Annotated in this window: 13 protein-coding genes, 4 tRNA genes and 1 pseudogene; 3 read left to right on the forward strand and 15 right to left on the reverse strand. The window is 43.6% G+C overall.

Translation table 11 applies throughout. From position 1 onward, the window contains the following. Nucleotide 1: 1 nt before the first annotated feature. The gene (locus NQ556_RS12505; protein WP_008373140.1) at nucleotides 2-733 is read left to right on the forward strand and encodes a phosphate ABC transporter ATP-binding protein; all 732 of its coding nucleotides are present in this window, start codon (nucleotides 2-4) and stop codon (nucleotides 731-733) included. 64 nt (nucleotides 734-797) lie between these two features. Here NQ556_RS12505 and gatB read toward each other — a convergent pair whose 3' ends face one another. The 7 genes from gatB to NQ556_RS12540 form a co-directional block, all read right to left on the reverse strand. Then, nucleotides 798-2,231, reverse strand: coding sequence for an Asp-tRNA(Asn)/Glu-tRNA(Gln) amidotransferase subunit GatB (gene gatB / locus NQ556_RS12510; RefSeq protein WP_008373139.1), 1,434 nt, complete (start codon nucleotides 2,229-2,231; stop codon nucleotides 798-800). Then, nucleotides 2,232-3,722, reverse strand: coding sequence for an Asp-tRNA(Asn)/Glu-tRNA(Gln) amidotransferase subunit GatA (gene gatA, locus NQ556_RS12515; protein ID WP_008373138.1), 1,491 nt, complete (start codon nucleotides 3,720-3,722; stop codon nucleotides 2,232-2,234). 14 nt (nucleotides 3,723-3,736) lie between these two features. Beyond that, nucleotides 3,737-4,030, reverse strand: coding sequence for an Asp-tRNA(Asn)/Glu-tRNA(Gln) amidotransferase subunit GatC (gene gatC / locus NQ556_RS12520; protein ID WP_008373126.1), 294 nt, complete (start codon nucleotides 4,028-4,030; stop codon nucleotides 3,737-3,739). A 14-nt stretch (nucleotides 4,031-4,044) separates the two neighbouring features. Beyond that, nucleotides 4,045-5,229 (reverse strand): hypothetical protein, encoded by a 1,185-nt coding sequence (locus tag NQ556_RS12525; protein WP_008373125.1) that lies wholly within the window; start codon nucleotides 5,227-5,229, stop codon nucleotides 4,045-4,047. A 64-nt stretch (nucleotides 5,230-5,293) separates the two neighbouring features. Beyond that, a complete protein-coding gene (aspS, locus tag NQ556_RS12530; protein ID WP_022220804.1) occupies nucleotides 5,294-6,625 on the reverse strand; it encodes an aspartate--tRNA(Asn) ligase in 1,332 nt (443 codons plus the stop codon). A gap of 478 nt (nucleotides 6,626-7,103) precedes the next feature. Continuing rightward, a complete protein-coding gene (locus tag NQ556_RS12535; protein WP_022220805.1) occupies nucleotides 7,104-8,372 on the reverse strand; it encodes a chloride channel protein in 1,269 nt (422 codons plus the stop codon). A 195-nt stretch (nucleotides 8,373-8,567) separates the two neighbouring features. Then, nucleotides 8,568-9,008 carry an Rrf2 family transcriptional regulator gene (locus tag NQ556_RS12540; protein ID WP_022220806.1) on the reverse strand — a complete coding sequence of 147 codons (441 nt, stop codon included), beginning with the start codon at nucleotides 9,006-9,008 and terminating at the stop codon, nucleotides 8,568-8,570. A gap of 125 nt (nucleotides 9,009-9,133) precedes the next feature. Here NQ556_RS12540 and NQ556_RS12545 point away from each other — a divergent pair, with 125 nt between their 5' ends. Together NQ556_RS12545 and NQ556_RS12550 are read left to right on the forward strand one after the other, a co-directional pair. Next, on the forward strand, nucleotides 9,134-9,910 hold the full coding sequence (locus NQ556_RS12545; protein ID WP_022220807.1) for a 4Fe-4S binding protein: 777 nt from the start codon (nucleotides 9,134-9,136) through the stop codon (nucleotides 9,908-9,910). A 107-nt stretch (nucleotides 9,911-10,017) separates the two neighbouring features. Beyond that, on the forward strand, nucleotides 10,018-10,581 hold the full coding sequence (locus NQ556_RS12550) for a hypothetical protein (RefSeq protein ID WP_022220808.1): 564 nt from the start codon (nucleotides 10,018-10,020) through the stop codon (nucleotides 10,579-10,581). 85 nt (nucleotides 10,582-10,666) lie between these two features. Here NQ556_RS12550 and NQ556_RS12555 read toward each other — a convergent pair whose 3' ends face one another. The 8 genes and pseudogenes from NQ556_RS12555 to eno form a co-directional block, all read right to left on the reverse strand. Next, complete coding sequence (locus tag NQ556_RS12555; RefSeq protein ID WP_022220809.1) at nucleotides 10,667-11,632, reverse strand: carbohydrate kinase family protein; 966 nt, start codon at nucleotides 11,630-11,632, stop codon at nucleotides 10,667-10,669. 334 nt (nucleotides 11,633-11,966) lie between these two features. Continuing rightward, a complete protein-coding gene (locus NQ556_RS12560; RefSeq protein ID WP_173690427.1) occupies nucleotides 11,967-13,643 on the reverse strand; it encodes a M3 family oligoendopeptidase in 1,677 nt (558 codons plus the stop codon). Between the two features lie 213 nt (nucleotides 13,644-13,856). After that, a tRNA-Pro gene (locus tag NQ556_RS12565) sits at nucleotides 13,857-13,930 on the reverse strand. Between the two features lie 62 nt (nucleotides 13,931-13,992). Further along, a tRNA-Gln gene (locus tag NQ556_RS12570) sits at nucleotides 13,993-14,063 on the reverse strand. Between the two features lie 65 nt (nucleotides 14,064-14,128). Beyond that, nucleotides 14,129-14,202 (reverse strand) — tRNA-Pro (locus NQ556_RS12575). Between the two features lie 53 nt (nucleotides 14,203-14,255). Then, nucleotides 14,256-14,326 (reverse strand) — tRNA-Gln (locus NQ556_RS12580). A 137-nt stretch (nucleotides 14,327-14,463) separates the two neighbouring features. Beyond that, nucleotides 14,464-14,907 (reverse strand): GNAT family N-acetyltransferase, encoded by a 444-nt coding sequence (locus NQ556_RS12585; RefSeq protein WP_022220811.1) that lies wholly within the window; start codon nucleotides 14,905-14,907, stop codon nucleotides 14,464-14,466. Nucleotides 14,908-15,060: 153 nt separating this feature from the next. Continuing rightward, nucleotides 15,061-15,912, reverse strand: a pseudogene (gene eno, locus NQ556_RS12590) (phosphopyruvate hydratase); the annotation flags it as partial. Between the last annotated feature and the right edge of the window lie 18 nt (nucleotides 15,913-15,930).

The raw sequence follows: 15,930 nt of genomic DNA on the forward strand, positions 1-15,930 counted from the left end.
TATGCTGAATATAGAAAATCTAAAATGTGGATTTGGAAAACACGAAATTCTTCACGGAATCAGCCTGACGATCCCGAAAGGACAGATTACAGCCATCGTTGGTCAGTCCGGCTGCGGAAAAACAACTTTTCTGAAAACCCTGAACCGGATGGTAGAAGAAGAAGGCGGCTATCTCTCAGGAACAATTACTTTAGAAGGAACCGACATCAAATCTCTTCCGAAAGAAAAACTCAGAAGGCGTGTTGGCATGGTTTTCCAACAGCCGATCGCTTTCCCGCACAGTATCGAAAAGAATTTGTCTTATGTACTGAAATACCACGGTGTCCGTAATAAGAAAGAGATTGCTGAGAAAATTACAGAGTCTCTGCAGAAAGCAAAACTCTACGATGAGGTCAAAGATCAACTGAAAAAATCCGCCCTCAAATTATCCGGCGGTCAGAAGCAGCGTCTTGCTATCGCACGAAGCCTCTGTGCCGGTCCGGAGATCCTGCTCCTTGACGAGTCGTGCTCCGCACTGGATATGAAGAATACAATTGCAATCGAAGAAACGCTTTTGGAGTTGAAAGACCAGTATACTTTCGTCATCGTCACACATAATCTGGCTCAGGCAAAGCGAATTGCCGATCAGGTGATCTTCATGGATCATGGAGAAGTACTGGAAGTGACGGAAAAAGAGAAATTCTTTGAAAATCCGGCATCGGAACCGGCGAAAGAGCAGATACAGTATATGTAATAAAAAACGTCCGATTATCACTTTTTACTCCGTGATAACCGGACGTTTTTTTATTTCTATTTTTCTATTTCAGCATCTCTCTGAGCAGTTCATTAACCATACCCGGATTTGCTTTTCCTTTCATTGCCTTCATGATCTGTCCAACCAGTGCGCCAAGTGCTTTTTCTTTTCCACCCTTGAAATCTTCCACTGCCTTTGGATTCTTTGCAATCACTTCTTCCGCAAGTGTGCGGAGTGCACCTTCATCGTTGACGGTCTTCAGTCCGTGATCCTCTACATATTTTTCCGGATCCACATCCTCTGCAAATACCCTTTCAAATACCTCTTTTGCTACAGAACTGTTGATGGTTCCCGCGTCTGCAAGTTCGATCAGTTTTGCAAGGTTCTCCGGTGAAAATTTAATATCTGCCGGCTCCTGTCCGTTTTCATTTAACAGACGCATGGTTTCTACCATCAGCCAGTTGGACACCTTTTTCGGCTTGTTGCAGATTGCACAGGTCGCCTCAAAGAGATCTGCCATCTTCTTCGTTCCGGTAATGAGCTCCGCATCATAACGTGGAATATCATAATCTTTCTCATAACGTGCAAGTTTTTCACTTCTCAGCTCCGGCTGTTGGTCTTTGATCTTCTGGATCCATTCATCACTGATCACGATCGGCACCAGATCCGGTTCCGGGAAATAACGATAATCCTGCGCATCCTCTTTGGAACGCATTGCATAAGAATATTCTTTATTATCATCCCATCTTCTGGTTTCCTGAATGACTTTCTTTCCTTCTTCGATAAGTTCGATCTGTCTCTGTCTCTCTCCCTCGATCGCATGTGTAATCGCTTTAAAGGAGTTCAGGTTCTTCATCTCAGTACGTGTTCCAAACTCAGAAGCACCTACTTCACGAACCGAAAGATTGACGTCTGCTCGCATGGATCCCTCCTGAAGCTTACAGTCCGATGCTCCCAGATACTGGCAGATCATACGCAATTTTTCCAGATAAGCAATGACTTCATCTGCCGAACGCATATCCGGCTCCGATACAATCTCGATCAGCGGAACCCCACTTCGGTTATAATCTACTAAAGAGCAGTCCTCCCACTCATCATGGATCAGCTTTCCGGCATCCTCTTCCATATGCATCTCATGGATCCGGACTTTTTTCTTCTGCTCTCCGACTTCAATCTCTACATAGCCGTCTCTCGCAATTGGCAGATAGAGCTGTGAAATCTGATAGTTCTGCGGGTTATCCGGATAGAAATAATTCTTACGATCGAATTTGCACACCTGTGTGATCTTACAATTTGTCGCAAGTCCTACTGCCATCGCATATTCTACTACTTTTTTATTTAATACCGGAAGGGAGCCCGGCATACCGGTACATACCGGGCAGGTATGTGTATTCGGTGCGCCCCCGAATGCAGTACTGCATCCACAGAAAATTTTTGTCTTTGTTGCAAGTTCTACGTGAACCTCCAGACCGATTACGGTTTCATACTGCTTTGACATCTATGCTTCCTCCTTTCCGGCTGCTTCTGTTTTGTCGTACATAGATACCCATTTTTTCTCTGTCAGGCACTCATAGGTATAAGCTGCCTGAAAAAGCTTCTTCTCCTGGAAGCAGTCTCCGATGAGCTGCATTCCAACCGGAAGTCCTTTCGCATCCCGTCCAACCGGAATACTGATCCCCGGAAGTCCTGCCAAGTTGACGGAAATCGTATAAATGTCGCCCAGATACATTTTGATCGGATCACTTAAGGAAGCTCCAAGCTTCGGTGCTGTCGTCGGTGCTGCCGGCGCCAGGATCATATCATATTTTGCAAATGCACTGTCAAATGCCTTTTTAATCAGTGCTTTTGTACGGAGTGCTTTCAGATAATAAGCATCATAATATCCGGAACTGAGTACGAAAGACCCAAGCATGATACGGCGCTTTACTTCCGGTCCGAAGCCCTCGGAGCGGGTCTTTTTGTACATCTGGTGAAGCTCTTCATAATCCTTTGTGCGGTATCCGTATTTCACACCGTCAAATCGGGACAGGTTGGAACTTGCCTCTGCTGATGCGATGACATAATAAGCCGGAATCGCATATTTTACAAGTCCAAGATCAAATTCTTCAATCTCAGCTCCTGCATTTTTCAGAACCTCTGCGGCTTCCAGAATCGGTTTTTTCACTTCTTCGTCCAGACCTTCTCCAAAATAATCTTTTGGAATACCGATCTTCATCCCTTTTACATCGTTTACCAACGCACTCGTAAAATCCGTGTCCTGGCGTTCTACCGAAGTGCTGTCTTTTACATCATGGGATGCGATGGTCTCAAGAACCGTCGCACAGTCGGTTACGTCCCTTGCAACCGGTCCGATCTGGTCAAGAGATGATCCGTAAGCGATCAGTCCATAACGGGATACCGTTCCGTAGGTTGGCTTGATTCCAACGATTCCGCAGTAAGAACTTGGCTGACGGATCGATCCGCCGGTGTCAGATCCAAGAGCATATGGTACTTCCAGAGTCGCAACTGCCGCACAGGAGCCACCGGAAGATCCACCCGGTACATGCTCCAGATTCCACGGATTCTTTGTCTCTCCGTAATAAGAAGTCTCAGTCGTACTTCCCATCGCGAATTCATCCATATTAGTCTTTCCGATCACAACTGCACCTGCTTTTTCCAGGTTCAGAACTGCTTCTGCTGAAAATGTCGGTACAAAATTACTCAGAATTTTTGAACTGCAGGTGGTCGTCACACCTTCCGTACACATGTTATCCTTGATCGCAACCGGTACTCCTGCAAGCGGTCCGGTCAGTGTTCCGTCATCGATCAGCTTCTGCACTTCTTCCGCTCTTTTTAAGGCAGCTTCTTTTTGAAGTGATACAAAACTGTTGACTTCTTTTTCTACTTTATCAATCTGCGCGAAGCAGGCTTCCACTGCTTCTTTTACTGTAACTTCTTTTGCCTGAATCTTTTTTCCAAGTTCAACGGCAGTAAGACCTTTCAAATCCATCTTTCGATTTCCTCCTATGCGAATGTTCTAGGTACTTTGTAGCTCTGTTCTTTCTGCTGCGGCGCATTTGCCAGCATTGCTTCGTGATTGTCTCCATTTGTCACTACATCCTCACGGAATACATTATTTACCGGAAATACATGTGACATCGGTTCAATTCCTTCTGTATCCAGTTCATTCAGGGTATCAATATAATCAAGCATGGTTTCCATATCTTTCTTTGCCTGCTCTTTTTCTTCGTCAGAAAGCTCCAGCTTTGCCAGGATTCCAACGTATTCGATTGTTTCATCCGAAATCTTGTTTGCCATTGTACTCGTCCTTTCTAATAATAATTATCGTAAAAGCTTTCGTACTCCTCCGATTCAATCCACTCACTCGGTGTAAGTTCTACTGTAAGTCCTTCCAGATCAACTTCTGTTCCATCGATCAGGACAATATTTTTCAGCTCCTGTGGAAATCCCGACTCTTCATTACCGATCAGCATTCCCATATAGTTTTCGTATCCGGCGCTTACTGTCACGTCATAATCAAAAATCCCAAAACCTTCCACACATTTCACATCATAGACACCTGCAGGTACGTCTTTTCCTACTGTAAATTTATCCGATACGGTTTTCGATTCTGTAAGCGGATTTGCAATTGCTGTCAGATTCATCTGTGCATTCTCTGCTGTCATGTGAAGCTCCAGTGTATCCTCTACTATCACATAACATCCCGGAAATACTTCAAAGTCACTGACTTCTTCTTCCGTATTATCGTAGTCATCACCAAAATTGTACTGCACCCAGATATTATTTTTGCTGTCTGTCAGCTCTACCTGACCACTTCCACTTTTGCAGGTCAGTGTATAGGTTCCCTGCGGAAGATGTACACCGCCTTTATAAATTCCGGCTGTCAGGTCTGCTTCATAAAGTTCTCCTTCTTCCGGCATCACTTCCTGCAAATCACTGTATGGATCTTCCTCGGTGTAGCTGTCACTGTCATCATAAGTATAGTCATCAAAATAATGCTGAACTTCATCGCTGATCGTTCCGCCAAGCTCACCTGCAAATGCTGCAATGATCACAAAACCGATCAGAAACTTTCCAAGCTTCCTTTTCTTTTTTATCGGTCTGCTGCTTTGTTGCATTGAAGATGATGTATAACTGTAACTCTGGTTTCCTGTCTGGCTATAGCTTGTGCCTATGGTATTGTAGCTCGCATTTGCTGCAGAATATCCATTCCCCGCCGGATTTACTTTTCCTGCTGCCGCATTCTTTGACGCCTTTTTTGCAGCTGCTTTCTTTGCATTTTTATCTGCATTCTTCGCCTTACGCACATTTTCCCGAGTCATGGTCTTTCCTTCATACGGCTTTTCCGCTTCCGTATGTATATGTGTCAGCGATTCTTCATGACCGGAATTTCCAAGTGTCACATACTGATCGTCATTCTTTGAATTGTCAAGCCCACACTCTGTGCAGATATTTCCGTTTAATTTTCCTCCACATAAGGAACATCTTCGTCTCATTTTGACCTCCCCCGCTGCCTCTTGTCAGCTTCCTTTTTTACCTGCCAGCCAGGGAGCTTCGTCTCTACGGAGTAAGTCTGCTTAAATCTCTCGGGAAGAGGGTTGTCTCACGGACGTTATCTTCACCAAGAAGCTGCATTGTCAGACGTTCCATTCCGATTCCAAGACCTCCATGTGGCGGCATACCATGTTTGAATGTATCCAGATAGGTCTCCAGTCCTTCTTCCGTCATTCCCCGCTTTGCAAGCTTTTCCATCAGCATGTCGTAGTCATGGATTCTCTGTCCTCCGGTCGTGATCTCAAGTCCACGGAACAAAAGGTCAAAGCTGAGTGTGAATTTCTCATCCTGTGGATCGTCCATTGCATAGAACGGACGCTTCTTTGACGGATAGTAGGTTACAAATACAAAATCAGAATCCCATTCCTCTTTTGCGTACTGTCCGATCAGATGCTCTTCCTCGGGTTCCAGATCAAATGGATTGCGGATCTTACGTCCGTACTTTTCTGAAACCTTCTGCTTTGCCTCATCAAAACGGATTGCCGGAATTTTAGAGACATCCGGAAGTGTCACGTCCAGGATTTTAAGTTCCTTCGCATAATCCTTTTTCAGAAGCTCCATCGTATACTGAAGGAAGCCCGTTTCCATCGCCATGATATCTTCAAAGCTGTCGATATAACCCATTTCAAAATCCAGACTGGTATATTCGTTCAGATGACGCTTGGTGTTGTGTTTTTCTGCTCTGAATACCGGTCCTGTCTCAAATACTCTGTCAAAAACACCAACCATCATCTGTTTGTACAGCTGTGGACTCTGTTCCAGCACTGCCGGACGATGGAAATAATCCAGTCGGAAGAGGTTAGATCCTCCTTCTGCTCCTTTTGCTCCGATCTTCGGGGTATGAATTTCTGTAAAACCTTCTTTATACAGGAACTCTCTGAATCCTCTTACGATTCCTTCCTGAATTTTAAACTTCGCTCTTTCCCTTACGTTCCGAAGAGAAATGGAACGATAGTTCAGCTTCGCTTCCAGGGAAGTGTTCAGTTTCCACTTTGAAACAGCAAGTGGAAGGCTGTCTTTTGGCATACTGAGTACTTTTATCTCACTCAGACGGATTTCAATTCCGTTCGGTGCCTTCTCTGATTCGGTCAGTTTTCCTGTTACTTCTACTGTAGCGGCTTCTCTTAAATCTTTCAAGTTAAATTTTGTAACGCCTTCTTCGTATACACACTGGACCAGACCTTCCCGTTTTCTCAGAATCACGAAAGCGACTGTTCCCATGTCACGAATTGTATGAACGGCTCCATTTACCTTCACTTCTTCTCCAAGTCTTCCCTCTTCCAGTAATTCACTAAGTTCCAGCGTTTCTTTTTCTTTTACACCTGTCATAAATTCCATGTCACAATCCTCCTAAAATATGTTTTGCTTTTGTCAACTTCGTATTCCGGATTGTTTTTTGATGTACATGGCAATAAAAAAGCCCCGGAATACTTTTTCGTATTCCGGGACGGATAATCTGATGATCCGCGGTACCACCCGCATTGAATCCTTTGGGATTCCTCTCTTACATACGTAACGTGCATGAACCGTATTACCCTACTAAAACACCTGTGCTTTCCATTCAGATAATCTGCTCCAGAGTGTTCCCTTCGCCTCATTCCTCAAACAGCGCTCTCAGTCGGTGACGCCGTATTCCTGTCAAGTTCCAGAAGCAAGAGTCTCTTTCATCGCTTTGCTTTACTAAATTATTTTTAGATACTAGCACACGTTCTTTACTTTTTCAAGTATTTTCTTCTATTTTTTAATTTTTTCTCGTTAATTGTCAGCTTTTTTGCTTTAAAATCATCAATTCACTTTGTTTCTTTTTGTTTTTTGATTATTTCGTATGTTTATCCACGTATTTATTCTCTGTTTTGGAATAAACAATTTTCTGTTCCTTATATAAGCTGTAATATCCGGAAAGCAGATAGCTTACCGCAACCACAATACAGTAAAACGGCATCCCGTTAAATCCAAACAACTCTGCTGCAATCAAAAGAGATGTGATCGGACTGTTTGTAACTGCACAAAAGACACCAACCATTCCACATGCCGCACAGATATCTGTCGGTGCTGCAAGGATCGTAGACATAAAAGAACCAAGTGTCGCCCCGATAAACAGTGACGGTACGATCTCCCCACCCTTGAATCCGGCGCAGAGCGTCAGTGCCGTAAACAGCATTTTCAGAAGGAACATCTGTGGTCCTGCCGTCTCTTTAAAGCTTGCCTGGATCACACCTGTTCCAAGCCCCAGATAGGCATCCGTTCTGAGTGCAAAATACAAAATGATCACTCCTGCTGCCCCTGCAACCACACGCACATACGGATTCGGAAACCATTTCTTCAGATAATGTTCCCCATTATGCAGCACAATACAGAACAGTGCTCCGGCAAGCGCACACGCAATTGCCAGAATGATCGCTTTGATCGAATCCACACTGTAAAAATCCGGAACCGATTCTACCAAATACGGCGGAGTAACGGTCCTCACTTTCAGAAGCAGCGCAATCCCCTGTGCGGCAAATGCAGAAAATACACATGGCACCAGCGCGGCATAATACATCACACCAACACTGATTACTTCCATTGGAAATACAACCGCCGCCATCGGTGTCCCGAAAAGTGCTGAAAATGCGGCACTCATACTTGCCAGAATGATGATCTTCTTGTCACTCTCATTCAAATGCAGATATTTCGCACATACATTTCCTACACTTGCTCCAAACTGAAGCGCTGCACCCTCTCGTCCGGAAGATCCTCCAAACAGATGTGTGATCGCTGTCGATATCAGGATCAGTGGTGTCACCCATCCCGGAACCTCTTCCTCATCCGACCGGACTACTGTCAGAACCAGGTTCGTTCCGGAGTTCTTCTCCTGCCCGGTAATTTTGTACAGCCAGACGATCAAAAGACCTCCTAGCGGTAGCCCAAGAATGATCATCGGATTTGCCTGTCTAAACGAAGTCGCCCATACAATCGCATAGGAAAATCCGCTGGCGATCAGTCCGATGAGACTTCCGATCACCCCGGACAAAACGATCCATTTGAACAATGAACCATACAGATTTTTCCATGCTTCTCTCATTTCTTTTAATTTTTCATTCATCCTTTGTTCCTCGTACTCTTATTTTCTTTAAAAAAAGAATGTGCCCTGGCACATTCTCGCGCCGAATGCGTTGCTGAGCGCCAGTGGCGCTCGTTAAGCAACGACCGAAGCGGAGCGTAGAACGCTTGCGACATCATTATTCCACTTTTTATTATAGAAAATTTTTCTTTTTTTGACAATTCCAACTGACAAAGATTATTTCTCTTTTTCTAGCTGCATATGATAATCCCGGATCATATCTGCAAGCGTAACTGTCTTCAGGCTGTCTTCCAATGCAGATTCAAATTTAGAATAGGAGTGTTGCAAAACCGCCCGGATGTTACGTCCAACTGGACACAATTTAGAAGCTTTGGTATGTACGTGAAATATATTTTTACAGAACTGCGGTTTCACGGCATTGCAGATTCTGTATACTGTAATTTCTTCCGGCGGCATATTTAAAGTCGTTCCACCGGTACCGTTTTTCACATTAAGGATTCCATCTTTTTTTAAAGCACTCATGATACTGCGTATCGCTACCGGATTCGTTCCCGTTGATAAAGCAATCTTTTCACTTGTGATCTTATCCGTCTCTCCAAATTCGCTGACCAGTATCAGACAATGGATTGCAAGTGATGCCCTTATTGATAACTGCATACTCTGACTTCCTCCTTTGATTTCATTTTAGCTTATCATATTTTTCTATAGGTGTAAATATTGACATTACATCTATGAAATGATAGTCTTGTTGTAAATTCAAAAATTACACTAAAGGAGAAAAAATGAAAACATATCCAGTTGTAGAAATTACATTTAGTCCTACCGGAGGGACCAAAAAAGTTGCAGACCTGATCAGCTGCTATCTGGGAAATATTACAAATACCGTGAATCTTATCCGGCACGATGTCAGCTTTTCAGATGTAGCAGTCCCTTCTGATTCACTTGCTGTCATCGCAGCTCCTGTATTCGAAGGCGTTATTCCTGATATCGCCATTGAAAGGATGAAAGAGATACAAGGGAACCATGCAAATTGTGTAGTTATTGCCGTATATGGAAATCGCGCATATGACGATGGTCTGATCCAGTTAAAAGATACCGCCGAGTTATGCGGTTTCAATGTTATCGCCTCCGTTGCAGCTGTTGCAGAACATTCTATCATGCGCCAATTCGGCAGTGGACGACCAGACGAAGAAGATAGCAAAGAGTTAAAGAAATTTGCAGAAGAAATACTCGAAAAACTTTCCTCTGACAAAGAATTGTCTACTGATTATTTCGTGCCTGGCAGTCATGAGTATAAACGCCTTGGCAACCTGAGTGTTGTTCCAAAAGCAAACGCTTCCTGCACTGGCTGTGGGAAATGTGCCGAAGCCTGCCCAACAGGTGCAATCAATAAAAATAATATCCGAACCGGCGATAGCAGCAAATGTATCAGTTGTATGGGATGTATCGCCGCCTGTCCAAAAGGTATCCGGAAGCTAAACCCTGTCTTTTTGGCTGCCGCATCTCTGAAAATGAAAAATCTGTTATCTGGACGAAAGCCAAATGAGATTTTCTTATAATCCTCAGCAGACATTTCCTTCTCGCTGTCGATTGAAATTTTTATACGAAACTGGTATTCTATAAGAAAAGAAAATCGATCATTTTCATGATCGAAGGAGGTTAAGATATGTCTGAAATTTTAGCTTTCTCAGAATCTGCCGATTCTGATCCAAAGCTTTCTACAGAACCAGTTTCCGAATCCGGAGACATCCATACAGCCACTGATGTACCACCCAAAGAAGCTCCAGCTCCGGAACCAGATTCCCTTGAAGCAGAAACCATTTCATCTGAGGAAAAAAAGAATACTTACACGGATTTTTCATCGGAAGATTTCAAATCTTCTGACGATTCCGAAAAAGATCCGTTTACCGGAGAAAAGAAAAGTTTCCACCACCACATTTTCCATACAGCAAAGGAACTGAACTATCTGCGTGAAAAATATATCCTGGAAAAAATTCCGGATGACCAGCTTCTTGAGTATCTGAAGCTTGAAGAAAAGCGTCATGAGCTCCAGGTGCAGGAACGCAACATCCGCGAAAAACGGATTATGAATGCCTTTATGCTGACAGTGATCCTTGCTGCAATTGTAGCTGTAGTATACAGTCTGCATGAGAATCCGACGGTACTCATCAGTATCCTGTATATTGGTGGAATCCTTGCAGGCATCCATGTCTGGAATAAGAAAAAATAAATATTATAACATACACATAAGAACCTCTGCCGGACAAGATGTCAAGCAGAGGTTCTTCTCTTCTGTCTTACAACAGATTCCTTTTTTATACATTCTGGATAAAGTTCTTGATTTCTTCTCTGGTCGGCATAACCCGAAGTGCCCCTTTTCTTGTTGTGATCAGGGATGCTGCCGCATTTGCAAATGTGAGAAGCTCTTTTAAATTTTCTTCGGCCAGCTCTTCCATTCCATGCTCCAGAATATAATTCAGGGAATTGGCACAGAACGTATCTCCGGCGCCGGTCGTCTCGATCGTATGCTCCTGGACAAAGCCCGGAACTTCTACCCGGAGATCTTTATAATATGCACGGCTTCCGTCTTTTCCAAGGGTAATGAGTACCAGCGGAATCTGATATTTTTCACGGATCAGTCTTGCTCCCTCATCATAGTCCGTAGTTCCGAACAAAAATTCCACTTCATTATCTGAAATTTTCAGGATGTCACATTTGGAAAGTCCGTATTCGATCTCGGCTTTCGCCTCATCCAGTGATTTCCAGAGTGGCGGGCGGAGGTTCGGGTCAAAGCTTACGATACATCCTGCTTCTTTTGCCACATCGATCGCATATCTGGTTGCTTCTCGCACACCTTCATGGGTAGAGGAAAGTGTTCCGAAATGGAAAATCTTTGCCCCACGGATCAGATCTTCGTCCACTTCTTCTTTTTTCAGCATCATATCTGCTCCCGGATTCCGGTAGAAAGAGAAATCTCTGTCACCGTCCGGATAAGTATGTACGAACGCAAGTGTGGTATGTACTTCTTCATCCATTACCAGATTCCGTGTATCAATTCCAACTTCTTCGACTGCAGTTTTCAGCTGTTCTCCGAACATATCTTTTCCGACTTTTCCGATAAATGCGGTCTTTTTCCCAAGCTTTTCAAGCATGGCGAGTACGTTGCATGGTGCGCCTCCCGGATTGGCTTCCAGAAGCGGATTGCCCTGTGCACTTGTTCCATTTTCTGTAAAATCAATTAGCAGTTCGCCTAAGGCGGTTACGTCATAGATCTTTTCCATATTCGATTCCTCTCTTTATAATCCTCTTAGATGCGAAGTTATAGGCTGTGAAGACGAATTACACAAAAGAACTGTTTCAAATTCAGTTGTGCAAACCATTCCGATGAACCTCTTAGGACGAAAATCGTGTTCAGCAGAGGCTTCCACGATTTTTGAGTTTCATCTCCATTGCACAAAATTAGAATTTGAAACAGTTCTTTTGCGTAATTCGTCCATCAAGGTTATCGATAATAATCTTCGATCCCATACTCTTATAAGCAAATTATACCTTGTCCCTCCAGTACATGCAATAAGATTATGTAATCGATATCATGTTTTTTCAGTTTTCTTTCGCTTAAATCAGGTTCAATTTTTTCAGAACGTTGTAGATGGTTCCTTCTTTGAATGGGTCGCTTAAGTTTCCGATTCTGAGGAGTTCGTGGTAGCCTTTGCTTCCACCCTGGCTACAGAGGGCGTAGTAATCTTTCCATGCGCCTTCCAGGTCTTCCTGCATTTTTCCGTAGTATTCGAGGGCTCCTACACGGGATACGGCGTAATCAATATAATAGAACGGGCACATGAATAGGTGCTGTTTCTGCATCCAGAATCCGCCCTGTCCCAGGAATTCATTGCCATCATAATCTCTCCATGGGAGATAGATTTTTTCCAGTTCGTGCCATACTTTTCTTCTTTCCATTGCATCGGTCAGATTTTCAGCGTATACACGGTGCTGGAATTCATCTACGCATGCCATGTATGGCATTGCTTCCAGCGAATCCCACAGGTATGCTTTTTTCTGTTTTTCTGCATTTTCTCCGAAGAACAGATGCATCCACGGCAGTGTGAAATATTCCATCGCCATTGAATGGATCTCACTGATCTCTGCGGTACTGAATGTCTGCGATAATACCGGAATATTGCGTGACGCTGTGTATGCTTCAAAGGCATGTCCTGCTTCATGGGTAAGGACATTGACATCTGCATTGGTTCCATTAAAGTTTGCAAAAATGAACGGTGCCTTATATTCTTCCATAAAGTCACAGTAGCCACCCTGCTGTTTTCCCTGCCTTCCTTCCAGATCAAACAGACAGTATTCCATCATAAAATCAAAGAATTCTCCTGTCTCTTTGGAAAGTTCATGATACATGGTTCTCGCCTTTTCCAGAAGTTCTTCTTCCGTTCCCTCCGGAACTGCATTTCCATCCGGATAGGTAAGACTTTCGTCATAATATTTTAATTCTTCGATACCGAGTCTTTCTTTCTGTTCCTCATAAAGTTTCTGACAAAGCGGTACGATATGCTCCCTGATCTGCTTACGGAATATTGCTACATCTTCCGGCGTATATTCAAATCTTTCCATCTTCTGATACATCATCTCGGCATATCCATTAAATCCAAGGTTCTTTGCCATCTGCTGACGGATTCCGATCAGTTCCGTATAAAGGGAATCCAGTTCATCCGAAATCGATTTATACAGCTCTGCCCACTTTTCAAAAGCTTCTTTACGGATGCTTCTGTCGGTATCCTCCATCATCTTTAACAGACCATAGAATCCAAGCTGTTCTCCGTGAAAATCTGTAACCGGTGCCGCTGCAACCTGGAAATACTTCTGAACCAGTTTGTTCTCCTGGATCTGCAGATCGGCATTACACGGATCGGTAAGCCGGACTTTGTTCTCTGCCTGTCTGGAATAAACTTCTCCGAACTCTTTTTCAAGCTCTGTTCTGTAAGAAGACTTCAGATAACTTTCATAGAATTTTTTCATTTCTACATCAATCTGTGGCTCGATCTCGAAAATATATTCCATCTCTTTTCGATAGAATTCATCATTGGTATCCTGGCTGTTGCGGATACTTGCCATGACGCGTGTCGTATTAAAGTGGCTGTTTGCATTCAGGATTGCGACAAACGCCTGATGCGCGCCTTCAAAATCTGCAGCCTCGTTAAAGTTCTTTGTTTCTTTCTGGATGGTCTGAATATACGCTTCCCCATCTGGACGTACATATTTCATCTCTGAAAATTTTTCCATCATCTTTTCCTTCTTTCCAATCTTTTTCCTCTGCCCGTCAGAATCATATTCTTTTCCCCAAAAGCAGTTCTATCCCGATTTTATCACAACTCATCCTGTGATTCCATCACCTTTTCGTACAATGTTACGAAAGAATAAAAAATCTCTTCTGACACAGCCGGATTCTTCAATCCACATCTGTATCAAAAGAGATTCTTATCTTCAGACATACAAAAATCGGAGTGACAGGATTTGAACCTGCGACCTCTACGTCCCGAACGTAGCGCTCTACCAAACTGAGCCACACTCCGATAATAAATATATTGGATATTCCAAACGGAATATCCAACTTAAATTCTTATTCAATTAAAAACTACGGATAGAGGACTCGAACCTCTACTAACAGAGTCAGAGTCTGCTGTGCTGCCATTACACCAATCCGCATCAATCATCTGTTAATCTCTGTCCATCGAAATGAACAAAACATTATAAATTTTCAGAAAACCAAATCGGAGTGACAGGATTTGAACCTGCGACCTCTACGTCCCGAACGTAGCGCTCTACCAAACTGAGCCACACTCCGATAACCGTACCGGACAACTAACTGTCCGGTTAAATCCTTATTCAATTAAGGAACTACGGATAGAGGACTCGAACCTCTACTAACAGAGTCAGAGTCTGCTGTGCTGCCATTACACCAATCCGCATCATCTGCTTGTTCGCTCTGGTTCTCAACAGCGAACAAATTTATTATAGCAAATCTTTACGGAAATGCAAGCATTTTTTTACATTTTTTTAAAGAAAGTCATTTCAAGTACTTCTTCTTCTTTTTTCTGACATTTTTCTAGCAAAATTCTTTTATCATCTGATCATACTCCAGCCAGTCATAGCCCTGTCTCTTATACAGCTTCCAGGCTCTTTCATTCTCTTTTTCCACTTCCAGACGGAATCTTGTCACACCCTCTTCTTTGTGCTCTTCCATATATCTGAAATACTCACTTCCAAGTCCTTTGGAACGATACTCTTCTAATATATAGAGTTCTTCCAGCCAGTACACCATCCCGCCTGCTTCCTGCGAAAAGGTCTTGGCGATCAGTCCATAGCCTGCGACCTTGCCTTCCCATTCCAGGATAAACAGTTCCGCATAGGTATCACTTTTCAGACATTCTTCAAATGTTTTTTCCAGATAAGAATCCGGAACCGGATGATCCACTGCTGGCATCCGGTAAAAATCATGCGCCATTTTTATGTAGATTTCTTTGTCTTCTGCTTTTATTTTTCTGATCATTTTCCAGTTCTCCTTTTAATATCCTCACGAAAAGAGGTCACTCCCTGTTCGCTTAGAAAGTGATCCCTTTTCCCATTCTTATACTCTGCATAATATCATGCACTGCTTTTATTTTCAATACCTCCTGCCCGAAGGCTGGGTTTTCCGGAAATCTTATAAAAATCGTACAAATGGATTCTCATATCTGGCAATATTTCCCAGCTTCTCCTCAATCCTCAAAAGCTGATTATACTTCGCGATCCGTTCTGATCTGCACGGTGCTCCGGTTTTGATCTGTCCCGTGTTAAATGCCACCGCAAGGTCTGCAATAAACGGATCCTCTGTCTCTCCTGACCGGTGGGATACAATTGCCTGATAACCAGCCTTCTGCGCCATCTGGATCGCATCGATGGCTTCCGTCAGAGTCCCGATCTGATTCACCTTGATCAAAATTGCATTAGCGATCTCCTTTAAAATGCCGGCGTTCAGCCGTTTCACATTCGTCACAAACAGGTCATCCCCGACAAGCTGCATATCCAGTCCCAGTCTCGTCGTCAGAAGCTCCCAACCTTCCCAGTCTTCTTCATCAAGCGGATCTTCAATAGAAATAATTGGAAATTCTCCTGCAAGCTCCTCATAGTAATCAATCATCTCTTCCGTCGATCGCGCCACACGATGTCCGTGCATCTTCGCCTCTCCCGGAAATACATACTCTTTTCTCTCTTTATCATACAGCTCACTCGCCGCAGCATCCAGTGCGATCACAATCTGCTCTTTCGGTTTATAACCTGCCTTTTCAATCGCACGCATGATCATGTGTAGTGCTTCTTTCGCATCCGGCAGATTGGGTGCAAATCCACCTTCATCCCCGACTGCGGTCGGATAATCGTACTTTTCCAGAATTGCCCGAAGCATCTTATAGATCTCGGCACACATCTGAAGTCCTTCTTCAAAGCAGACTGCTCCGACCGGCATGATCATAAATTCCTGGAGATCAATGGAATTATCCGCATGCCGTCCCCCTTGTGTCAAGCTAATGACACA

This window comes from Coprococcus comes ATCC 27758, assembly GCF_025149785.1.
Lineage (GTDB): Bacteria > Bacillota > Clostridia > Lachnospirales > Lachnospiraceae > Allocoprococcus > Allocoprococcus comes.